Origin of the sequence: Kibdelosporangium aridum (assembly GCF_900176515.1) — a bacterium.
Classification (GTDB): Bacteria; Actinomycetota; Actinomycetes; order Mycobacteriales; family Pseudonocardiaceae; genus Kibdelosporangium; species Kibdelosporangium aridum.
Genome location: NZ_FWXV01000003.1, coordinates 197,178 through 218,702 on the forward strand (window position 1 = coordinate 197,178; position 21,525 = coordinate 218,702).

Sequence of the window (21,525 nt, forward strand, 5' to 3'; positions counted from 1 at the left end):
GTCAGTCCTCCAGTAGCTGGAATCCGTCCGGTCCGGCGAGCAGTTCCGCCCGGCGACCGAGTGTCTTCATCTCGCCGCGTACGCGAACTTGGCGCCCAGCGCGATGAGCGGCGATCGCGGCGTCGTACGTGGCGCGGTCAGGCAGCCGAACCCATACGGCTCGACGCCCTGTGCCACGCACCTCGATCGACCATCTGTCGTCGCGGGATTCGTCATCCCGCAGCCCTTGGATCACACCCGTCAAGGTCACGGTTGCGGGGTCGCCCATCCGGCGCAACTGCTCCGCGGCCGCTCGAATCACGGTGGCCGCGCCTTCAGCGAAGGTGTACGCGACCGTCGGCAAGTCCGATGGGATGGCTCTGGCCCAACGGAATCCGATCTCGAACGGTCTGTTGCCCAACCGGCTGACCGACTCGCACAACTCCGCGGGGATCTCGGCTTCCCTCAGGTCATTCGGATCCGGCTGGGCCCTGCTCAGCAGAGAAACCGCAGTATGCAGCCGTCGGGTCACCTGACGACCAAGGGCATCGTCGTCGTCGACGGGTACTCGCACCGGCAGGATGTAGCTACCGGCTCGCGCGGGGCCCAGTTGCACGCGGCCCAGTAGACGTTCGACATCCGCAGGGACGTCCCCACGAACCGACTGTGCCGCCGCACGCAGCGCGCCCTCCACACCTGTGAGGGCCTGGAGACCACCTCGCAACGTGGTGAACCCTGAAGGCAGGCCGTGTGGAAACATCGTGATCACTTGGGTGTCAGACCACGGCATCCGGATGTCGAGAACGATCTCGCCCGTCGGTCGGTCTTCGACCTGGGCCAATGTGTCCACGATCTGCCGGACCCGCAGGTCCGAGTCCCCCATCCCATCCCGGGCGGGGACGAGTACCTCGTACTGCTCTTCGTAGACCCAGATGGACGCACCTCGCCACCGCTCCTGGCGTTGCTGCCAGCCGCTGTCCCGCAAGTAGCCGGCTATGTCGGTCACGGTGAGCGTGCTCGTCACGCTGTACTCCGCGCTATCAGTTCGACTGACCGGACGAGGTTCAGCAGGCTGCGCGTGGTCAAGACGTTCGCCACGGGTATCCGGACGGGACGCTTGCGCTTTTTGTCGGGATGTTCGATCGGCGACTCCAGCCGAAGCGAGCAGTAATAGGCAAGATGCCTCAGGAGCATGCCCTCCGTGGTGAACTCGACGTAGTCCACGTTGTCCGGCGGAACACGGACGAGAAAAAGGAATCTCGGCACGGTGAAATCGTCACCCGCGATGCGGTTGAACTGCGCTTCATTGAGACCGTTGAAGTACCATTCCGAGACGCCGTGCTTGATTTCACCGCGCGACCAGGATTTGATCTGCGCCTCGATACACGGCGAGGCGACACCGGTGCTTCTTCCGGGCAGCCGGAATCCGAGATCAACTCCATCTTGATCCAGATCATGCTGGTACACAAGCAAACCGGCCGCTGACGCGAGCGCCCTGACGTAGTCCTCACCGAACTTGCCCTGATGATTCCGGGCATCTAGCACACGACCTCCCCGGCTGTGGCAGCGAGACGCAGCTTACGCAAGTTCACACATTCGTGTCAGCACAATGAACCCGAACGGACCACCAGCTCAGATCAACATTTCCTATGACAAGATCGATATTCACCTGCGATGACGAATCGTTGATCGCGGATACCTCCGCGGCCCGGAACGCACTCGACTAACAGCGAGCACCGTCCCGCGGGATCACGCTCCGGGGCGACCGGTAACTTGGCGTGGCGGTGAACCTCGCTCTGGCGCTGTCCGTACTCCTAGTGGCGGCTGCCTGCGAAAGTTCGTTTGGCAGATGAGCATCGGAGGGCAGTTGATGAGTACGGACAGTGTGCCGAAGTGGCGTCGGATCGCGGCAAGGGTGATCACGGCGCTGGCGTTCCTGTTCGTGCTGTTCGCTTTGGTCGCGCCGAACGAGCTCAGCAAGCTGAGTCCGTGGTCGATCTTGCAGATTCCGCTCGAGGGGCTGGTCGGCGTCGCGCTTGTGCTCGTGCTGCCGCCGAAACCGCGGCGGATCGCCGCCGTCGTGCTCGGGTCGCTGCTGGGCATCCTGTTGATCTGGAAGCTCTTCGACATGGGCTTCTACACGACGTTGGCTCGCCCGTTCGACCCCGTGTTCGACTGGAGTTTCCTGGGACCGGGCTTTGAGTTCCTTGCCGGTGCGATCGGGCAGGGCGGGGCTGTTGCCGCCGCGATCGGCATCTCGATCCTGGCCGTTGTGCTCGTTGTGCTGATGGCGTTGTCAGCGATGCGGTTGTCCCGTGTGGTTGCGGGGCGGCCGACGGCAGCGACGCGTGCATTGGCTGTGTTGGGCGTTGTGTGGGTTGCGGCTGCCGCGTTTGGACAGCCGTTTGCCAGCCACAGTGCAGCAGCGTTGGCATACGACCATGCGCGGCAGGTCGGATCGAGTCTGCAGGATTCCAACGCCTACAACGCGGAAGCGTCCGTCGACGCGTTCCGGGATGTGCCGGGCAGCGACTTGCTGACCGGGCTGCGCGGCAAGGACGTGATCATCACGTTCGTCGAGAGCTACGGCCAGGTCGCCATCCAGGATCCCGAACTGTCCCCTGCCATCGACTCCGTCCTTGACGCGGGCACCACCAAGTTGCGGGCCGCCGGGTTCGAGTCCAAGAGTGCGTTCATCACCTCGTCGACCTCGGGCGGCGGCAGCTGGCTCGCGCACTCCACGCTGCAGTCCGGTGTGCTGATCAACAACCAGAAGCGTTACGACACCTTTGTCGGCAGTGACCGGTTCACGCTCAGCCAGGCCTTCAAGCGGGCCGGGTGGAAGACCGTCGGAGTCGTGCCGCAGAACATGAAGCCGTGGCCGGAAGGCAAGGTCTACGGCTACGACTCGTACTACGACTCCCACACCTCGGGCTACAAGGGCAAGAACTTCTTCTACGCCCAGATGCCCGACCAGTACACGCTTTCGGCGTTCCAGCGCAACGAGCGCGCGAAGACCGACCGCAAGCCGGTGATGGCCGAGATCGACCTGGTCTCCAGCCACACCCCGTTCGTCCCGCTGCCGGAGATGGTCGACTGGAACGCCGTCGGCGACGGGTCGATCTTCATTCCGCAGGCCGAAAACGGCACCAAGCCGGAAGAGGTGTGGAACGACGCGGGCAAGACCCGGGCGGCGTATGCCAAGTCCATTCAGTACTCGCTGAACTCGTTGATCTCGTACGTGCAGACATACGGCGACGACAACCTTGTAGTCGTGTTCCTGGGTGACCATCAGCCCGCGCCGGTGATCACGGGTGATGACGCGACTCGCGACGTCCCTGTGACGATCGTGGCGAAGGACCCGGCGGTGCTTGAGCGGACCGCGAGCTGGGGCTGGCACGACGGCCTCAACCCTGGCCAGGAGGCTCCGGTCTGGCCGATGCAGGACTTCCGCGACCGGTTCCTGACCTCGTTCGGCCCGCACCCGCCGACCCGGTGAGTTGACTTCAACCTAGGTTGAGGTTCCAACCTGGGGTCATGAAACTCGGAATCGGACTTCCCGACCACGGAATTGTCGCCGCCGCGCGGCGTGCGGAGGCGTTGGGCTTCGACTCGGTCGGAGCCGCGGACGTCCTCATCGGTGACGGCACACCCGCGATGGAAAGCGTCGTCGTCCAGTCCGCGGTCGCGGCGGTGACCGAACGCGTGTGGCTCGATTTCGGTCTGCTGTCCATCCCGACGCGACCGATCGCGATGCTGGCGGCACAGATCCAGACGTTGCAGCACCTGTCTGGCAACCGCGTCCGGCTCGGCCTCGGGATCGGAGGGTTCCCGTGGGCACCTTTCTGGCACGCGGTCAACGCCCCCACGTCCGGCCGTGGCCGGCTGCTGGATCAGGCTCTCGAGGTGTTGCCGACACTCATCACGGGCGAAAGCGCGCTAGGTGTCACGTTGGCGCCCGCCGCCCCGGTGCCTCCGCTGCTCGTCGGCGGCGGCAACATCGAACCCGCACTCCGGCGCACCGCGAAGTACGGGGACTTCTGGGTGACAGCCGCACTGACACCGGCGGAGATCACTGAAGCAAAGGCAAAACTGGCGGCGTACGCGGCCGAGTACGGCAGGCCGGCACCTCGCATCCACCTAGGCCTGCACGCTGTCCTGGACGACGAACCCGCGCGCGAGCAGATGGTCCAGCAGCTCAGCGCGTTCTACCGCAAGACACCGGAACAGATCGCCCAAGTCACGATCAGCGGCAGCCCGAAACAGGCGGCCGAGCGCATGGCCGAGTACGCCGAGGCAGGGCTGGACGAACTCGGTCTTGGCAGCGACAGCGGTGACTACCTGCGCCAACTCGACCTGATCGCGGAGGCCCGGTCGCTGCTCTGAACCGCCCGGTACGGTGCTCACGTGGGTGAACAGCGGGTTGTGGAGATCTACACCGACGGCGCGTGCAGCGGAAATCCCGGGCCGGGCGGGTGGGGTGCCCTGCTGCGCTACGGCCAGCACGAACGCGAGCTCTACGGCGGTGAAGCGTCGCCCACGACGAACAACCGGATGGAGCTGATGGCTCCGATCAAGGCCTTGGAGACGTTGACCAGGCCTTCGGTCGTGCACCTCTACACGGACAGTTCCTACGTGCGCAACGGGATCACGCAGTGGCTGCCGAAGTGGAAGTCCAACGGGTGGCAGACCTCAGCCAAGCAGCCGGTGAAGAACGCGGACCTCTGGCAACGGCTGGAGGCCGCGGCCACTCCACACGAGGTGGAGTGGCACTGGGTCAAGGGCCACGCCGGGCATCCCGACAACGAGCGCGCCGACCAGCTGGCCGTGCGGGGTTGCCAGGAAGCGAAATCAGTGGTGTAGCGGCGTGCGTGGGCCGAGGTAGAACCCGCCGTTGACTTCGATCACCTCTCCGGTGATCCACCGCGCATCCGCCGATGCGACAAGGGAAACGGCGTCGGCGATGTCCTCCGGCTCACCGACCCTGCCCAATGCGGTGATGCCGGAGATGCCTGCTTGCGCTTCGGGATTGTCCCGCAGCCAGGCGTTCATGTCGGAGTGCGTGGTTCCCGGCGACACGGTGTTCACAGTGATTTGCCTGTCTCCCAACGTGTTCGCCAACGAACGGCCCAGCACGTTCAACGCTCCCTTGGTCATCGAGTACACCAGCTCCGGAACAGCGAACCAGGTCACGCCGGACGAGATGTTGATGATCCGGCCGCCGTCCGGCATCAGCGGCAACGCCTTCTGGATGATGAAGAACGGCGCCTTCACGTTCACCGCGAAGACCCGGTCGAATTCGTCCACTGTGGTGTCGAACAGCGTCGAGCTGAACACGGCCGCGTTGTTCACCACGATGTCCAAGGGCGCCGAGATCTCCGCGAAGAGCTTGTCCACACCGTCAGCGGACTGCAGGTCGGCCTGGACAGCATAAGCCTTCCCACCCGCCGCTGAGATGGATGCGACGGTCTCCGACGCCTTCGCCGCGTTGCTGCCGTAGTGCACGATCACGGTCGCGCCGTCCGCCGCCAGACGCCGTGCGATCGCCCGCCCCAGACCTCGTGAAGCACCCGTGACCAGCGCAGTCTTGTCCCTCAGATCAGCCATGACCAACTCCCCAGACGAATGTTAGGGGACGTTCCCTAACGTTGCTGCGGTAAGGTAGCGCGTGATCAAGCGACACGGCAAGGGGGAAGTGATGCGGCGGACCGCGGCCGAGACCAGGGAGCACATCCTCAAGGTCGCGCATGAGCTGTTCTACTGGCACGGCATCCGGGCGGTCGGCATCGACAAGGTCGCCGCCGAGGCGGGCATCGCCCCCACCACCCTGTACCGGATCTTCGCCGCCAAGGACGACCTGATCGCCGCGTACGTCGACCGGTCGCACGACAGCTCCGTCGCCAAGTTCACCGAGGCGGCGGACAAGGCCGGGCCCGACCCGAAAGACCAGCTCCTGGCGATGTTCGACTCGTTGATCGAGCAGATGAACCCGGCCGAGTTCCGCGGCTGCGCCTGCATGATGACGCTGGCCGAGTTCCCCGACCCGGAGCTGCCCGCGCACCAGAAGGCCATCGCGTCCAAGACGTGGGTACGCGGCCGTATCAGCGAGCTCACGGCGCGGATCGAAGGCGTCGAGGACCCGGAGAAACTGGCCGACCAGCTGGTTCTCATCTGGGAGGGCGCGAACGCGTCGGCGCAGGCACTGGGCGTGAGCGGCCCGGCGAAACACACGCGCGAGTTCGCTGAAACGACTATCGCCGCCGCGATCGGAAATAGGTGACGATTGCGGCCGGAAAGTGGCCGCAATGGCTCATAGGCTGGTGCCACACCGAACGACCGAAGGAGTGGTCCAGATGGACTTCAAGCTTGAGCTGATCGCCGTTCCCGTGTCCGATGTGGACCGCGCTAAGGCCTTCTACGAGCAGGTCGGCTTCAACGCCGACCACGACCACACGGTCAGCGAGGACATCCGGTTCGTGCAGCTCACCCCGCCGGGATCGGCGTGCTCGATCGCGATCGGCAAGGGCCTGACCGATGTCGAGCCCGGTTCGGTGAAGGGTCTGCAGGTCGTGGTCACCGACATCGAGGCCGCGCACAAGGTCCTGACCGAGCGCGGCATCGAGGTCAGCGAGATCTCGGACATGCCGTGGGGATCGTTCGTGTTCTTCAGCGACCCCGACGGCAATGCCTGGGCTGTGCAGCAGATCCAGCCGCGCTCACACTCGTAGTGCGGTGCGCCATGCCGCGGACGTGCCTGGACCCGTTGGCAGCAGTGCCGACGGGTTCTGGCGGCGCCGCAGCTCGGCCTCCTTGTACCGGTCGACTTCCTGGTGCCACGCAAGGACTCCGGACATCCAGTCCTTCAGCTTGCCCGCGTAGTCCATCAGCATCGTGCGCGCTTCCTCGTCCAAGCCGTACTCCTCGAACAGCACCGGGAAGTCGTTGGCCAGGATGTGCTCGAACTGTTGCATCCTTGCTTTCATCAGGTCGGCCGTGATGTCACGGGCCTGCCACCGGTCCACGCCAAGGAACTGCTCGATCACCAGCACGATGTTGTGCAGTTCGCCCTCGAACTCGATCTCCTTCTGGTACGAGAACAAGTCGTTGGTGAAGCAGGCGTAGTCCATCGCGGCCGTCTCGAGCTCGCGCACCACCCGTGTCTGGTAGATCTCCTCGGGAATCACGTTCCAGTGCGGGATCCTGGCCAGCCCGATGGTCAGGTCCGAGCCGAACGTGATCCGCCGCATCTCCACGTAGTCAACGGGATCCGGCACACGGTTCTCCGCCTGGTTGAACAGTTCCCACAACCAACTGTCCAACATGGTCGCCACGGCTGCCCGCAGCTGGGTACGCGCGGGCCCCGGCATCGAACTGGCGCTGCGCTGCCACAAGTCGGCCAAGCCACGCTCGATGGCGTCCACGGGCTTGGGCACTGAGCCCATGTCCAACGGCATGAACAGCTTGAGCCGATCCACAGCGGCCTTGGCCGCGGCCAGATTCCTCGATGTGCCGTACACCGCAGGGAAATAGTCGTCGGCGAGCGTTCCCCAGGCCAGCCATGCCGACGAGACCTTGAGCTCCTCCAGATCCGAGTCGGGGTGGATTCTGGCCGCGCAGTACGCCAGGTCGTTCATCTTCAGGCTGCGCTCGTCCCACACACCTGATTCGTAGAAGCCCATGTCCCGGCCCCAGTCGACCAGGTAGTCCCGAGCTGCTTCATAGTGCTGGCTCACCCTGGTCGGAAAAGGCATGTACAGCTCCGGCAACGGCAGGTGCCCGACCGGCCGGAACGGCGTGAAGGAATGCTGCTGCGCTCGCACCTTGAGCCCGAGCCGCCCTGGCGTGATGCCCGCCGTCCCCAGGCCGTTGGGTCCACCTAGGACAGCCGGAGTCTCGGTGACAGCGCCTTCGTTCATGTACCGGCTGGACCGCATGTGCCACTCGTGTCCGCCCGCCTGCCAGTCCTGCAAGCCCTTGACGTACCCGGCGAACTTGGCCTGCTCGTCCGGGAGTGCTTGCATGGCAAGGAAAACCGCGGGAACCTCGATCAGCGCGGTGTTCTCGAACTGCTGCACGCGGGAGGTCAGCAGGTCGTTGACCATCTCGGCGGCGTGCTGGGTCTCGATGCCGAAGAACTTCTCGAACACCAGGACGGCGTTGGAGTTCTCCCCTTCCTCCCGCACTTCCCGTTGGTAGGAGAACAAGTCGTTGCGCAGGTGCACGGCGTCGGAGAACGTGTCGGTCAGCACCTCGAACTGCCGGGTGCGCGCGAACCGGTCGGACACCTCGGCCGCGGCCGCGTACTCGACCAGGTTGGCCGACCACGGCGCCCCACCGACCCGGCGGCGCATCTGGATGTACTCGATCGGGTTGGCGATCCGGCCGATGTTGATGTTGTTGAGCTCCCACATCGACTCGACCATCAGGTTGTGGGTGCTGCGGATGAAGCGTTCCCGCCAGTCGCTCGACATCGCGGGCACGGTCCGCGCCCACAAGTCCTTCAACCCGGCCTCAGCAGGGTTCGATGGTTCGGATGCCGTCTCCCCTTCCCTGGTCATGAAGCGTTCGAGCTGGTCGAGGTACTCGCGTGCGCCGGAGAGGTCACGCGAGTACTTGAAATGCTCGAGGAAGTGGTCGTCGAAGAAGAACACCCAGACGTACCAGTCGGTAATCAGGTCGAGTGTCGGGCCGTCACAGTCGGGATGGGTGTACGCGCACATCAGCGCGTAGTCCATCTTGGCCAGCACCTCCTCGGTCCACACCACCCCGCCGTCCGGCTTCGGCGCGTCGAGCATCCCCATGTCCCGCGCCCAGGACATGCTGTGTGCTCTCGTGCTCTCCAAATGAGGGTTCAACCTGGCCGGATACGGCATGTAGAAATCGGGCAAGGTGAATGCCTGCATGAACGCGCCCTCTCCCATCGCGAGTCGACCAGCACCGCATCCGACACTGGCAGCAGACGGCCGTATCGGGATACGGCCAGCCGGGCGGATGTGACCGCACGAATGGCTGAATCACCCGAAGAAGGCTGTGGGTGTTCCCTGGTACCAGGCGTTGTCGATCACGATCCGCCGTGCCACCCAGCGGGAACCGTCCCTGACCAGTCCGACCTCGTAGTGGTTCTTCAGCAGGGCGTAAACGCTGTGGTCGCCGGACCGCAGGTGCTGTGCCTCGACGATCGCGGTCAGCTGGGCGGTGTCGCCGTCGATCCGCACGCGCGGGTTGGTCACCACATGCGTCGTGTCCACATCGGACAGAACGGCGAAGATCGTGTCCACGATGGTGTCCCGCCCGGTCATCAGCGGGCTCACCCCGCCCCACTTCGCCGCCGCGGGCTGGAAGTCCAGCGTGGCGTCCTGGGCGAACGCCGAGGCGAACAACTCCTTGTCACGCATGTCCTGGCCACGCCCGAACCGGTACAGCGCGTCAACGATCTCGATCCAGTCCATGTCTTCACCCTCGCCGCTCTGACCTGCAGGAACAACGACGGATCGGGAAACGTTCGGTTAGTCAGGCTCAACGATGGGGGCACGCGATGGAACGCCACGAGGTCGAGGCTTTGCTGACCTTGGCCGAAGAACTGCATTTCGGCCGGACCGCGCAACGGTTGCACGTGACCACGGGCCGCGTCAGCCAGACGATCAGGCAGCTCGAGCACCGCGTTGGCGTGCCGCTTTTCGAACGCACCAGCCGCAAGGTCGCACTCACGCCCGTCGGCAAGCAACTGGTCAACGACATCCAGCCGGCGTACGAGCAACTGCGAGCCGGTCTGGCCAGAGCGATCGAGGCGGGCAAAGGCCTTGACGGCGAACTGCGGGTCGGCTTCGTCGGAGCCGCAGCGGCCGAGATGCTGATCAACGCCGAGAAGGTGTTCGGCAGGCGCTACCCGGGCTGCGCCGTGCACCTCAAGGAAATGCACCTGGGCGACGCACCGGAACGCCTGCGGTCCGGCGAAATCGACATCATGCTCGGCTGTTTTCCCCTCGCGGCAATAGATCTCGTGACTGGCCCGACACTGCTGACCGAACTGTGGATGCTCGCGGCGCCCGCCAGCCATCCGCTGGCACGGCGGTCGCACGTGTCCACGAAAGACCTGGCCGGACAGACGTTCCTCGAGGCGCCGTGCGGACTTTCCTTCGACGGAACTCGCCCCGGGCCCAGGGCGGAGACGTTCCAGGAGATCTTGACATTGGTCAGCGCGGGCAAGGGGATCTTCGCGGTCGGCGAACACGCGATCCGCTTCCACGACCGGCCGGACATCGCTTACGTGCCGATCTCCAACGCGCCGAAGCTCGAATGGGGACCGGTCTGGCGTGCGACGAACGAGAACGCGCGAGTCCGCGGCTTCGTCGAAGCGCTCACCGGTGCGTGAGCACGTTGACGATATGACCGTCCGGATCACGCACGAAAAATCGCCGTACGCCCCACGGCTCATCACGGATCGCGTACACGATGTCGGCTCCCTGATCCACGAGCACAGCGTGCACGGCATCTACATCGGACACTTCGACGGACATGTCCGGTTGCAGGCCGGACGGATCCGCGTCGGTCAACAGGACCTGGGCGGTCGGGTTGCTCGGTGATGCGAGGCCGACCACCCAGCCGTGGTTCATCACTTCCTCGAACCCCAACAGGCCGTAGAACTTCGTACTGGCCCCGATGTCGGCACTGCGAACATCGGGGACCACCCGTCGAATCGTCATGCCGGCGAGACTAACGCCGGATCCCCAGCGTGCTCTTGGAAGGAAGGAGGCCCGACTGGGCCGCCGCCATCGTCACCGGCATCACCAGCTCGGCCAGCCTGCCTGGGTTGATCACCGCCCATGGGGCCGCAGCGAGTTCGTCGGTGAGTCGCTCGACCGCTTCCCTGCCGTCCTTTCCTTCCTGTGTGGCGTTTCCGTCGGCATCCACCCAGCCACGCTCGTGCAGCCTGCGCTGTGCATCCGCCCACTGCCGCTGGGTCCAGCCCCGGCTCGCGAAGACCTCGACCGGTGCGGCGCCGACGGCGGCGAAGGACACCAAGGCCTCGACCGGGTCCAGCCCAGCGGTGAGCAGTGCGGCGATGTGCCCGTCGCCGCGGTGTTCCCTGATGATCGTGGCCGCGTGCCACAACACGAGGTGCGGTTCCTCCGGCCACGGAAGGGACGCGTTCGCCGCGGCCAGTGGACGACCTGCGGTGCTCGCCGCCAGCGCGACCTTCTTGGCCAGGTCGGCCGCCTCAGTCAGGTCCATGTCACCGAGGAGACGGCGTAGCGCCCGATCCATCCCACGAGTCCGTGCCGCGACCACATCGGCGGGCGATGCGAGGCCCCAGGCAGGGGAAATGTGCTCGGCGACCATGTCGGGGTTGAAGCTGTAGAACGTGGCCGAGACCAGTTCGGCACTGGCCGGGCCTAAGGGCGCGGACCTCAGCGGGAAATAGGTCGGCCAGCGGGTGTCGACCTCGTACCCGAGTCTGGCCAGCTCGTCGAAGACCTCGGGCGCGTAGTAGACGAGCGCGTGCACGGGTTCAAGCAAGTGCCACATCTGCCGCATGGAAACCTCCACTATCTATTTGTGGCCAAGATAGGAGCCTGGGTCGCATCTTGTCAATGACAAGATTGGGAGTATCGTGCCGGTCATGCCCTATCACCACGGCGACCTGCGCCGGGCTGTGCTCGACGCCGCACTCGAGGTCATCGCGGTCGACGGCCCCAGCGCGATCAGTCTGCGGGACCTCGCCCGCCGCGCAGGCGTGTCGCACGCCGCGCCCGCCCACCACTTCAAGGACAAGGCCGGGCTGCTGACAGCGATCGCCGTGGAGGGTAACGAGCTGCTGGCCGAATCGCTAGAACAGGCCATTGCCGGGCAGTGCACCCGGCTGGTCGACCTCGGCGTGCGGTACGTGCGGTTCGCGCTCGACCACCCTGGCCACTTCGCCGTCATGTACCGCCCGGACCTCTACCACCGCGACGCGCCCGAGTTGATCGCCGCGCGTGAGCGCACCGGAAAGCTGTTGCGCGGAACCGTCCAAGCGATCGCCGGAGACCAGGATGCGCGGGTGACCCAGCTCGCGGCATGGTCGGCCGCGCACGGTTTCGCCACGCTGGCGTTGGCAGGCAATCTGGACAAGACAATCGGCGACCAGGACCCCACGGAACTGTTCCGCACGTTGGCCGACGTGATGTTCGTGGGTCGTGGCACGATCGAGCAATGAACGATCTCGAGCAACACCGGATCGGACTGACCGGCTACTGCTACCGGATGCTCGGCGCGTCGCTGGAAGCCGAAGACGCGGTGCAGGAGACGTTCCTGCGGGCATGGCGCAAGCAAGACCAGCGCCAAGGCCAGCTGAAGTCCTGGCTGTACGCGATCGCGACCAACGTCTGCCTTGACATGCTGCGCAGTGCCCAGCGCCGGGTGATCGCGATGGACATCGCCGAACCTTCGCGCGCAGGCACGGAGTTCAGCGATCCACTGCCGGAAACCTCTTGGATACAGCCAGTTCCGGACGCCCGTGTGCTCGATCCGGCCAATGTCGTGGCCGAGCGGGAGACCATCCGGCTGGCGTTCGTCGCCGCACTGCAATACCTGCCGCCCAAGCAACGCGCGGTGCTGATCCTGCGGGAAGTGTTGGCGTGGAAGGCAGACGAGGTCGCCGAGCTGCTCGACACCAGCGTCGCTTCGGTGAACAGTGCGCTGCAACGAGCGCGGGCGACGCTCGCGACGCGGCCGGCCGCGAAGCCGCTCGACGAGGACCAGCAACAACTGATCGAGCGGTACATGCAGGCCTTCACGCGCTACGACCTCGACACGCTCGTGACGTTGCTGCACGAGGACGCCACGTCGAGCATGCCGCCGTTCACCTGGTGGATGCGTGGCCGTGACGAGCTCATGGCAGCCCTGCGTGGCGCCGGGTCCGAGGCGGTCTGCCAGATCTCGACGTTCGTGCCCGCCGGGTTCGCCAACGGCGCGCCGGTGTACGGCCAGTACCTCGAAGGCAAGCCGTTCTCGTTGCAGGTCTTCGAGGTCTCCGGCGGACTGATCACGCACACGACGACATATCTGCAGGCCGGAAACCTTTTTCCGCTGTTCGGCCTGCCGCTCGATGAGTTTTCCGACGCCACGCCGTCCTAGGTAGTAAACCTGGCGAAAGGACACTCGTGGCCGGTTACGTGACAGTCAACGGCGTTCGCTCCTGGTATGACGTGCGCGGTGCAGGAGAACCGCTCGTCCTGCTGCACGGCGGCTTCTCCGACTCACGGGACTTCGACGACAACCTGCTGAAGCTGGCCAGCAAGTTCAAGATCTACCTGCTGGACCGGCGTGGCCATGGGCGTACGCCGGATGTCGAAGGCCCGGTCAGCATCGAGATGCTCGTCGGTGACGTGGCCGCGTTCATCGACGAGGTCGTCGGCGAGCCCGCGCACCTGGCCGGCTACAGCTCCGGCGGGTTCGTCGCGCTCGCGGTCGCTGTCAAGCGGCCGGACCTGGTGCGCAAGCTCGTGTTGGTGAGCACCGCGTACGACAAGGACGGCTGGATGTTCCTGCCCGAGCCGGACGCCGAACTCCCGCCGCAGCTGGTCGACCGCTACGCCGAGGTCTCACCCGACGGCCGGGACCACATGCCTGTGGTGGTACGGAAGTTCGCCGAGATGGAAGCAGGCGAATCGCTCAAACCAGCCGAGGTGACAAGCCCGACCCTGATCCTCCTCGCCGACGACGACATGATCCACCTGCGCCACACCATCGACATGTACGAGGCGATCCCGAAGGCACAGCTGGGGATCGTGCCCGCGACGTCGCACCTGTTGTTCTGGGAACGGCCTGAACTGGTCACCCGGCTGGTCGAGGAGTTCCTGACAATCCAGCCCGCGCCGATGATGCCGATCCGACGTCCAGGCGGATTTCTTTCTCAGCAACAGCAATAGCCGCTCGAACGAACGCCGCGACGGCCCGAGACGACGAACGCTCGGGCCATCCGAGCGCGATCGTCGTAATCGGACCGTCCACAACGGGCACTGCGACCAAGTCCTCACGCAGGCCAATCCGAGCCGATTCCGGCAGTACGGCGATCATCTGGCCGAGCGTGATCAGCTGCATCAGCTGTGCGGCGTCGCGAACTTCCGGGCCAGTCCCGGTCATGCCGGGCCAGCGCGGCATCGGTTCGCCCTCCAGATCGGACATCCACAGGCGGTCCCGGTCGGCGTACCGGTGCCCGGCGGGCAGGATCGCGACCGCGCCTTCGACCCGCAGCTGCTCGACGTCGAAGCCGGACGTGTCGTCGTACGGCAGGTGCAGGACCGCGACGTCGGCCCGGCCGTCCCGCAGGATCTGCGCCTGCTCGCCGATCGCGCAGACCTGCACTTGCACTGGCAGCGCGTCGCGTTCGGTGGCGTAAGTGTCCAAAATGGCCTGGAGCATGCCGCCGTCACTGCCCGGTTTCATGACCATCACCAGCTTCGGCTCGGCGACCCGCTGGGTTCGCCGGGCCGCTGCGGCGACCGCGTCCAGGGCTTTGCGGGCTTCGTGCAGCAGGACCTCACCGGCTGCGGTGAGCATGACCTTGCGGCTGGTTCGTTCGAACAACTCCACACCCAGGCGTTGTTCGAGCTGGCGGATCGCGCGTGACAGCGGCGGCTGGGCGATCCGGAGCCGTTCAGCGGCCCTGCCGAAGTGCAACTCCTCGGCGACCGCGATGAAGTAGGCCAACTCGCGGGTCTCCAGCCAATCCATACCTGGAGGGTATCGCTGCACACCAAGCCGGTCATGGCGGTTCCGTAGTCGGAGGTGGTGAGCTGGAGGCATGACAGAACAGAAGATCGCGTTGGTGACCGGTGCCAACAAAGGCATCGGTTACGAGATCGCCGCGCAGCTCAAAGCGCTGGGCATGACGGTGATCATTGGCGCGCGCGACGAGCAGCGCCGCGCTCAAGCGGCGCAGGCCCTGGGCGTCGAGTCCGTGGCACTCGACGTGACCGACGCCGGGACCGCCGAGAAAGCCGCCGCGTGGATCGACGAACGCTTCGGCAGGCTGGACGTGCTGGTGAACAACGCCGGGGTCGTCGGCGGACGTGCCCAAGCGCCGACCACAGTCGACCCCGCCCTGGTCCGGGAGGTGTTCGAGACCAACTTCTTCGGCGTCCTCACGGTCACGAACGCGATGCTGCCGTTGCTGAAACGCTCGGCCGGTGCCCGGATCGTGAACATGTCCAGCGGTGTCGGTTCCATCGGCGCCGCGACTGCGATCTACGGCGAATTGCCGGCGGGCGCGGCTTATCCGCCGTCGAAGACCGCGCTGAACTCACTCACCGCCCAGTACGCCAAGGATCTCCGCGGCACGGGCATCCTGATCAACGCGGCCGACCCGGGTTACTGCGCGACGGATCTCAACAACCACACGGGTTTCCGGACCGCGGCCCAAGGCGCGGCGATCGCCGTCAAGCTCGCCACCCTCGACGACGACGGCCCGACCGGCGGCTTCTTCAACGACGACGGTCCGCTGCCCTGGTAGGACTAGCCTGGGGGACGTGAAGCGGATCGATCTGGGGGAAGTGCCGTACCTCGAAGCGATCGAGGACATGCGCACCTGGGTGGAACAGCGGCAGAACAACCTGATCGAGGACCGTCTGGTCCTGCTGACACATCCCGCGGTGATCACCTACGGCGCCCGCACACCACCCGCCGAGCTGCCGAAGCACGGTGACATCCCGGTCATCCCGGTGGATCGCGGCGGGCAGGCGACGTACCACGGGCCTGGGCAGCTGATCGGCTACCTGGTCATCGACTTGCGTCAGCGTGGTCCCGGCGACATCGTGCGGTGGTTGGAAAACGGCCTGATCACCGCGCTTGACTCGCTGGGGTTCACGCTGATCCGCCGCGACACGCCACCCGGCAGCCAGAGCCTGGTCGGCGTGTGGACGCCGGATCACCGGAAGATCGCGTCGATCGGGATGCGCATCCGCCGTGGCGTGACCAGCCACGGGTTCTCCCTCAACATCACGTCCGACCTGGCGGTCTACCAGTCGTTCACGGCGTGTGGCCTGCCCGGCGTGCCGATGACGTCCTTGGCCGGACTGACCGGTGACGTACCGTCCGAAAACAAGGTCCGGGATGCCGTCGCCGCAGCCTTGGGCGCCATTTGACCTAATCCGCTCCTGTCCGAACTGATGCCCGTTCGGGCGGGTGATACCGGCCTGAAGCGCCATAGTTTGGCCACGTGCCGCCTGATCGTCCGGCCCTGACCACGGAGCCTGCCGCCGCTCCGGTGCAGCAACCAGCGACCGTGGCGCCTCAGGCACAGTCGCCGGCCGAGGCATTGCTGGCGCTGCAAGGGATGGCGGGCAACGCGGCCGTCTCGCGGATGATGTCGAGCCCGGTTCCGGTCACGATCGCGCCGCCGAGTTCACCCGAATTCCTCAGCCTGGTCGCGGACATCGAGGCCCGGCGAGCGGCGATCCTGGCGCACAGCACGGCCCAGGCCGACCAGATCCGGGCCAGCGCGGACACGTTGAAGCAGCGTTTCCGTACCACGGCAGACACCAAGGCGATGGCCGTCGAGCAGGCGCACGCAGCCGCTCTTGGGGTGGTCCAGCAGCACGCGTCCACTGCCCAGGCGACCATCCAGAGCAACCTCGACGCCGAGCTGGCCCGGGTGGATGCCGCCGCGGAAGCCGAGCTGCAACGCCTTGACCAGACGATCGAGGACAAACGCGGCACGCTCGCCCGGCACGCCGAGGACAAGGCCACCCTGGCCGCCACCGCAGGCACCGAACAGGCCCAACGAGCCACCGACGGCACAGCTGAGCGGACTGCTCGCGCGAACGAAATCGCCAACGCCAAGATTGAGCGGTACCGGACGCACGAGCAGGCAGGCGACATCCGTGACACGGTGGACTCGGCCAAGCGGGACGTCATCGCCGAGCTGAACCGGACCGGCACGGCCGTGGCCACCAGTGTCCGGACCAAGTCGACCGAGCTCGGCGGGCACTTCCGGGAAGAGGCCGCGCAGACGGCACGGGATTTCGACCAGCCACGCACCGACGCCCGTGCCCAGATCCTGGAGAACCGGGACCGCACCAAGGACACGCTTCGCGAGATCGCGGCCAACGCGACCGCCCGGATCACCTCGGAAGCCAACCAGCTCGGCACGTCGCTGCAGGAGGAGTCCACCCGGCGCGCCGTGGAGATCCGCGCTCAGGCAGCGTTGTTCGACTCGTCGATCGACGAGTCCGTGGCGGCCACGATCACCCAGCTCGCCGAGCCCGCCGAGGCACTCGCCAACGACCTGGCCGGATTCGCACAGGACAACCAGGATGCCGCGTGCTATCCGCCGTTCGTCGACGAGGCGCGCGCCGAACTGTTGGCCGCGGCGAGCGAACGGGAAGCCCAGATCGACGACCTGGCCACGCAGTTCCTCGGCAGCTTGGACCAGACCACCGGCGACGCCGAGACCACCCTCAACGACCACGCTGAAGCGCTGATCAGCGGCGTTCAGCAGGCGGGCGACGACTTCGGCGGCCCGATCAACGAGATCATGCAGAACACCGCCCAGGAAATGCACGACGCGGCCGACGAGGGCGCGCGGAGCATGGCCGTGGTCACCGACGAGGTCGGCCGCGAGCTGGACCGCGTCGTCGAGGACCTGGATTCCCGTTGGGACGAACGGCTTTCCGACCACACCCGCGAACTGCGCGAAGAGGTCGACAACGCACTGGCCGACGAAGACCGTGCGGTACAGGGGTTCTCCGACGAGATCGACGTCAGCGTCGACCGGATCGTCGAGGAGAGCGGCTTCTTCGACTCGCTGTGGAACTTCTGCGCCGGTCTGGTCGAGGGGATCTGGAACGGCCTGGTCGGGCTGCTCAAGGGCATCTGGGACGCGATCAAGACACCGCTGTTCTGGATCGCGGTCGCGGTCGTCGTGGTCATCATCGCCATCGCCGTGATCGTGTTGGTGATCAAGGGCGCGGCGGTGCTCGCGGCGATCGGCGCGGTGCTGGCGTTCGTCGGGAAGGTACTGCTGGTCATCGGTGTGATCGTGGGCAGCATCGCCGCGCTGTACTACCTGTACCTGGCGATCACGCGACCGGACCTGACCTGGCGGCAACGCGGCGAACTGGTCGGCCGTGCGATCTTCGAGGCCGCGCTGGCGTTCGCCGGAACCGGGATCCTGGCCCGGCTCAAGGTGTTCGCGCAGGTCGCGAAGTTCCGTGCGCTGGTGACCAGGGTCGGCAGCCTGGCGCTGGCGATCAGGCTGGTCAACAAGGTGCCCGACCTCGAGAAGATCGCCAGGCTGCTGGTCCTGGCCGAGGCCGCGAACGTGTTGCGGGTGCTGGACAAGGTCTCCGACGCCGAACTCGCGATCGTCCTGCTCGGCAAGGTGCGCGACATCGACGAGCTGCTTGTCCTGCTGGACAAGTGTTCCGACGCCTCGACACTGGCCCGGCTGCCCGAACTGATCGACGCGTTCGACCAACGGCTGCTGCTCAGGGTCGCCGCCGAGATCGACTTCCGTGACCTGCTGCCCTTCTTGGACCAGCAGGAAACGGCTGCGGCACGCCAGATCCTCACCCAGTACGCCGACGCAGGCAGCTGGGACAGGCTGCGCAGGTTCCTGCGTGGCATGGGCCAAGCCGCCGAGACCGAGGGCTACGCCGCGGCAGGCGCGGGCGACATCATCGTGGACAACCAGACGCTCTCAGCCGTTCGCGCGATGCTCGGGGGCGTGGACTACGGCACCCTGCAGCCGATCGAGCAGCGCATGATCCAGCAACTGTTCGCCCAGCTCGGTCAGCCACTCGACGCGACCGGAACACTCGTCCCACCGAACCAGCCGGCGATCCAGGGAATCATGGGCCGGTTGCGGGCACCCGTCACAGTCATGGGCGAGACCGGCGTCAACGCCGTGCACAAGCCTCTGGGCGCGGCGGCCAGCGACCTCGGTGCGGTGGAACGTCCGGCCGGTCTCGCAGTGGACATCGACCGCAACAGCACTGCCTACCGCCAGGTGCTGACCGACCTGGAGAGTCCTCCGAACAGGCCATGGACGCCCTCGAGCACAACCGCACCCACGCCTGTCGGCAAGGCGGAGGGGATCAGGGACCGCACAGTCGTGGCTGACGCGCTGTTCGCGCAGATGGAAGGCGGTGGCGTGCCCCGGTTCATGACCGCCGACGGCGCGGTGTTCGAGCGGCTCGCCGGCTGGGCCGTGTCGGTCAACCCGCCCGCGGCCGGGACCGGGACGGTCGCGACCAGGTTGGCCAGGGCAAACCCGAACGGATTCGAGATACTGCTCAACGGCCGCAGAATGCTCGTGATCCCGGTAGGACTGTGAAGACAATGCCCTCTGCGTACTTCGTCGCCGAACTCGACTGCCCGGTGTGCGGTAGCCGGTCGCCAGCGGACGAGTCCATCGAGCTGGTCACGCCGCTCGTGGACGGTGGATTCTGGACCGTCGGCGAGAGCGACCCGGACTTCACCTGGCGCAACATCCGGGTGTACTACCCCATCTTGCGCGAACCGGTGGACGACGAGCCCGTCCAACTGCTCGAAACGTGGGTGTGCCCGACGTGCGGATCCACCGCTTGGGCGCGGATCACCTTCGAGGACACCGTGATCAAGCAGATCGCGGCCGTACCGCTGGATGTGCTCACGGTCAGCACCGCGCACGCCATCAGCGAGGATGTGGGTCAGCCGTATCAGGAGATCACCGGCGAGGAACTGTTCCCCGGCGGCAACATCCGCATCGACTTCCGCGAGCGTCTGCTGGCCGCTCTGCAGCGCTAAGTCACGCCGCGGCCAGCAAGGCTTGTCCAGTCGGAGTCAGTCTCGCTGGTTGCTGGTCCGCCCCAGTGATCAAACCTTCCTGGGCCAGGCGCATCGCGGCGAACTGGTCGCAGCAGCTCAGGCCGTCAATCCGCAGGCACGTACCGGAGATCTCACAGCGGCCCGCGGCGACTGCACGCAGAACGGCCCGGTCCCGGTTGCTGATCGTGGTGATCATTGTTCTCTCCCCTGTTCGGTTCTCGCTCTCTACCTATTCGTCGAAGAGGCCCCCGCCGGATCGACATCTCTTTGACGAAAAAGAGGCGCGTAAGATCCCTCGAATACAGGATTCACACTAAGTACTCGGAGAAATACGCTGAGTTGATGGCAACACGGGCGGCGACCTTCCGTTCGGTCCTCGCGGTCGGGGAGTTCCGGGCCATTTGGCTTGCGGAGCTGTTGTCGCAAGCCGGTGACCAACTCGCGCGCGTCGCGCTGTCCGTTCTCGTGTTCCAACGGACCAACTCCGCCGCGCTGACCGGACTGACCTTCGCGCTGACGTACCTGCCGACAATGCTCGGCGGGATCCTGCTGTCCGGGCTCGGTGACCGGTTTCCCCGGCGGACAGTCCTGGTCGTGTCGGATGTCGTGCGTGCCGCACTTGTCGCCCTGATGGCGATCCCCGGCACTCCACTGTGGCTGCTGTGCATCCTGTTAACAGCTGTGGTTATGGCGAACGGTCCGTTCAAGGCCGCTCAGCTGGCTTTGCTGCCGGACGTGCTCGACGAGAAGCGCTATGTCGTGGGTCTGGCGGTTCGCAACGTGACCGTGCAGTCCTCGCAGGTCGCCGGGTTCGCTGGCGGCGGCCTGCTCGTCAGTTTGCTCAACCCGTATCTGGCGTTGGGTTTGGACGCGGTCACGTTCGCCTTGTCCGCCTTGATCATTCGCTGGGGCGTGCGCTGGCGGCCTGCCGCCCGATCCGGGAAGGACCCCGTTCGGCTGAGCGCGTTCCGTCTGGTGTGGCGTGATCCGCGGCTGCGGCTGATCGCGTTGATCTCGTGGCTGTCCTTGTTCTACATCGCACCGGAAAGTTTGGCCGCGCCGTACGCCGCGGAACTCGGGCTTGGCGCACTCGCGGTCGGTCTGATCATGGCGAGCCATCCGGTCGGCAGCATCATCGGAGCGTACGCATACACGCGATACGTCAGCGAGGAGAACCGGCAGCGGACACTCGGCATGATGGGCATCCTCGCCGGAATTCCGTTGCTGTTCAGCGCTTTCCAGCCGGACCTGGCCACGTCCATGATCCTTTTCGGACTGACCGGCGCGTTCAGCACGGCGTACACACTCCAATGCGCAGCGACCGCGACACGGTTACTACCGGACGCCGGACGCGCCCAAGGTATCGGTCTGCTTGCGACAGCAGCCCTTACCGCCCAAGGCATCGGCGCGTTGCTCGCCGGTGTGCTGGCTGATTTGTCCGCTGCGTCAGCAGCGATCGCGATGGCGGGCGCTGCCGGTGTCGTGACCGCTATTCCGCTGACATATGCCTGGGCTCGGCGTGACCACGGACATGATCGAGCATCCACGCCTCAGCTTCCGGATACACACCGGAACACGCCCACGGCTGACCGCTGACGTCCAGCACCAGCAACTGATCACCCGGATCCAGCTGGGAGGCCAGAATGTCCCGGACTTCATCGAGGTGATAACCGGTGGCCACCAGCCAGACGTTCTCCGCCGGGTGCCACCAGCGCCCCAATGAGGAGATCATTCGGGCAAGACCCGCGCCAGGAGCGT

At 65.8% G+C, this 21,525-nt stretch carries 23 protein-coding genes; 14 read left to right on the forward strand and 9 right to left on the reverse strand.

Going from position 1 to position 21,525, the window contains the following annotated elements:
* Position 1 precedes the first annotated feature (1 nt).
* A complete protein-coding gene (locus B9C43_RS19925) occupies positions 2 to 1,003 on the reverse strand; it encodes a hypothetical protein (RefSeq protein WP_084428452.1) in 1,002 nt (333 codons plus the stop codon).
* Positions 1,000 to 1,524 (reverse strand): DUF4365 domain-containing protein, encoded by a 525-nt coding sequence (locus B9C43_RS19930; protein WP_084428453.1) that lies wholly within the window; start codon positions 1,522 to 1,524, stop codon positions 1,000 to 1,002. The genes B9C43_RS19925 and B9C43_RS19930 overlap by 4 nt, the downstream gene beginning before the upstream one ends.
* A gap of 325 nt (positions 1,525 to 1,849) precedes the next feature.
* Between B9C43_RS19930 and B9C43_RS19935 the strand changes: the two genes are divergently transcribed.
* Genes B9C43_RS19935 through rnhA form a run of 3 tightly spaced genes read left to right on the forward strand, consistent with a single transcriptional unit; the run spans position 1,850 to position 4,842 of the window.
* Positions 1,850 to 3,478, forward strand: coding sequence for a sulfatase-like hydrolase/transferase (locus tag B9C43_RS19935; protein ID WP_084428454.1), 1,629 nt, complete (start codon positions 1,850 to 1,852; stop codon positions 3,476 to 3,478).
* Between the two features lie 38 nt (positions 3,479 to 3,516).
* The gene (locus tag B9C43_RS19940; protein WP_084428455.1) at positions 3,517 to 4,365 is read left to right on the forward strand and encodes an LLM class flavin-dependent oxidoreductase; all 849 of its coding nucleotides are present in this window, start codon (positions 3,517 to 3,519) and stop codon (positions 4,363 to 4,365) included.
* A 21-nt stretch (positions 4,366 to 4,386) separates the two neighbouring features.
* On the forward strand, positions 4,387 to 4,842 hold the full coding sequence (rnhA, locus tag B9C43_RS19945) for a ribonuclease HI (RefSeq protein WP_235038734.1): 456 nt from the start codon (positions 4,387 to 4,389) through the stop codon (positions 4,840 to 4,842).
* Here rnhA and B9C43_RS19950 read toward each other — a convergent pair.
* Positions 4,831 to 5,586, reverse strand: coding sequence for an SDR family NAD(P)-dependent oxidoreductase (locus B9C43_RS19950; protein WP_084428456.1), 756 nt, complete (start codon positions 5,584 to 5,586; stop codon positions 4,831 to 4,833). The genes rnhA and B9C43_RS19950 overlap by 12 nt on opposite strands.
* A 61-nt stretch (positions 5,587 to 5,647) precedes the next feature.
* Here B9C43_RS19950 and B9C43_RS19955 point away from each other — a divergent pair, with 61 nt between their 5' ends.
* Together B9C43_RS19955 and B9C43_RS19960 are read left to right on the forward strand one after the other, a co-directional pair.
* Positions 5,648 to 6,259, forward strand: coding sequence for a TetR/AcrR family transcriptional regulator (locus tag B9C43_RS19955; RefSeq protein ID WP_235038735.1), 612 nt, complete (start codon positions 5,648 to 5,650; stop codon positions 6,257 to 6,259).
* 73 nt (positions 6,260 to 6,332) lie between these two features.
* Positions 6,333 to 6,707 (forward strand): VOC family protein, encoded by a 375-nt coding sequence (locus B9C43_RS19960; protein ID WP_033389914.1) that lies wholly within the window; start codon positions 6,333 to 6,335, stop codon positions 6,705 to 6,707.
* Here B9C43_RS19960 and B9C43_RS19965 read toward each other — a convergent pair.
* On the reverse strand, positions 6,696 to 8,882 hold the full coding sequence (locus B9C43_RS19965) for a terpene synthase family protein (RefSeq protein ID WP_084429079.1): 2,187 nt from the start codon (positions 8,880 to 8,882) through the stop codon (positions 6,696 to 6,698). The genes B9C43_RS19960 and B9C43_RS19965 overlap by 12 nt on opposite strands.
* A gap of 111 nt (positions 8,883 to 8,993) precedes the next feature.
* Entirely contained in the window at positions 8,994 to 9,428 is a 435-nt protein-coding gene (locus B9C43_RS19970) for a nuclear transport factor 2 family protein (RefSeq protein ID WP_084428457.1), read from the reverse strand.
* Positions 9,429 to 9,514: 86 nt separating this feature from the next.
* Between B9C43_RS19970 and B9C43_RS19975 the strand changes: the two genes are divergently transcribed.
* Positions 9,515 to 10,351, forward strand: coding sequence for a LysR family transcriptional regulator (locus B9C43_RS19975; protein WP_084428458.1), 837 nt, complete (start codon positions 9,515 to 9,517; stop codon positions 10,349 to 10,351).
* Here the strand turns inward: B9C43_RS19975 and B9C43_RS19980 are convergent.
* Both B9C43_RS19980 and B9C43_RS19985 read right to left on the reverse strand, forming a co-directional pair.
* Positions 10,338 to 10,682: a VOC family protein gene (locus B9C43_RS19980; protein WP_033389918.1), complete on the reverse strand. Its 345-nt coding sequence runs from the start codon at positions 10,680 to 10,682 to the stop codon at positions 10,338 to 10,340. The genes B9C43_RS19975 and B9C43_RS19980 overlap by 14 nt on opposite strands.
* 10 nt (positions 10,683 to 10,692) lie before the next feature.
* A complete protein-coding gene (locus tag B9C43_RS19985) occupies positions 10,693 to 11,514 on the reverse strand; it encodes an SCO6745 family protein (protein WP_084428459.1) in 822 nt (273 codons plus the stop codon).
* An 85-nt stretch (positions 11,515 to 11,599) separates the two neighbouring features.
* On the opposite strand from B9C43_RS19985, the gene B9C43_RS19990 reads away from it, so the two are divergent.
* Genes B9C43_RS19990 through B9C43_RS20000 form a run of 3 tightly spaced genes read left to right on the forward strand, consistent with a single transcriptional unit; the run spans position 11,600 to position 13,889 of the window.
* Complete coding sequence (locus tag B9C43_RS19990; protein WP_084428460.1) at positions 11,600 to 12,175, forward strand: TetR/AcrR family transcriptional regulator; 576 nt, start codon at positions 11,600 to 11,602, stop codon at positions 12,173 to 12,175.
* A complete protein-coding gene (locus B9C43_RS19995) occupies positions 12,172 to 13,095 on the forward strand; it encodes a sigma-70 family RNA polymerase sigma factor (protein WP_084428461.1) in 924 nt (307 codons plus the stop codon). The genes B9C43_RS19990 and B9C43_RS19995 overlap by 4 nt, the downstream gene beginning before the upstream one ends.
* A gap of 26 nt (positions 13,096 to 13,121) precedes the next feature.
* A complete protein-coding gene (locus B9C43_RS20000; protein ID WP_084428462.1) occupies positions 13,122 to 13,889 on the forward strand; it encodes an alpha/beta fold hydrolase in 768 nt (255 codons plus the stop codon).
* On the opposite strand, the gene B9C43_RS20005 is transcribed toward B9C43_RS20000, so the two are convergent.
* Positions 13,795 to 14,694, reverse strand: coding sequence for a LysR family transcriptional regulator (locus B9C43_RS20005; RefSeq protein WP_200825618.1), 900 nt, complete (start codon positions 14,692 to 14,694; stop codon positions 13,795 to 13,797). The two genes, B9C43_RS20000 and B9C43_RS20005, sit on opposite strands and share 95 nt — an antisense overlap.
* Positions 14,695 to 14,764: 70 nt before the next feature.
* Here B9C43_RS20005 and B9C43_RS20010 point away from each other — a divergent pair, with 70 nt between their 5' ends.
* From B9C43_RS20010 to B9C43_RS20025, 4 genes are all read left to right on the forward strand, one after another.
* A complete protein-coding gene (locus tag B9C43_RS20010) occupies positions 14,765 to 15,472 on the forward strand; it encodes an SDR family oxidoreductase (protein ID WP_084428463.1) in 708 nt (235 codons plus the stop codon).
* Positions 15,473 to 15,488: 16 nt separating this feature from the next.
* Positions 15,489 to 16,103 (forward strand): lipoyl(octanoyl) transferase LipB, encoded by a 615-nt coding sequence (gene lipB, locus B9C43_RS20015; RefSeq protein ID WP_235038736.1) that lies wholly within the window; start codon positions 15,489 to 15,491, stop codon positions 16,101 to 16,103.
* Between the two features lie 74 nt (positions 16,104 to 16,177).
* A complete protein-coding gene (locus tag B9C43_RS20020) occupies positions 16,178 to 19,294 on the forward strand; it encodes a hypothetical protein (RefSeq protein ID WP_084428464.1) in 3,117 nt (1,038 codons plus the stop codon).
* Between the two features lie 5 nt (positions 19,295 to 19,299).
* Positions 19,300 to 19,746 carry a hypothetical protein gene (locus tag B9C43_RS20025; protein WP_143446464.1) on the forward strand — a complete coding sequence of 149 codons (447 nt, stop codon included), beginning with the start codon at positions 19,300 to 19,302 and terminating at the stop codon, positions 19,744 to 19,746.
* 1 nt (position 19,747) lies between these two features.
* Here the strand turns inward: B9C43_RS20025 and B9C43_RS20030 are convergent, their stop codons facing one another.
* Entirely contained in the window at positions 19,748 to 19,963 is a 216-nt protein-coding gene (locus tag B9C43_RS20030) for a hypothetical protein (protein ID WP_084428466.1), read from the reverse strand.
* Between the two features lie 146 nt (positions 19,964 to 20,109).
* On the opposite strand from B9C43_RS20030, the gene B9C43_RS20035 reads away from it, so the two are divergent.
* Positions 20,110 to 21,363 carry an MFS transporter gene (locus B9C43_RS20035; protein ID WP_084428467.1) on the forward strand — a complete coding sequence of 418 codons (1,254 nt, stop codon included), beginning with the start codon at positions 20,110 to 20,112 and terminating at the stop codon, positions 21,361 to 21,363.
* The last annotated feature ends 162 nt before the right edge of the window (positions 21,364 to 21,525 follow it).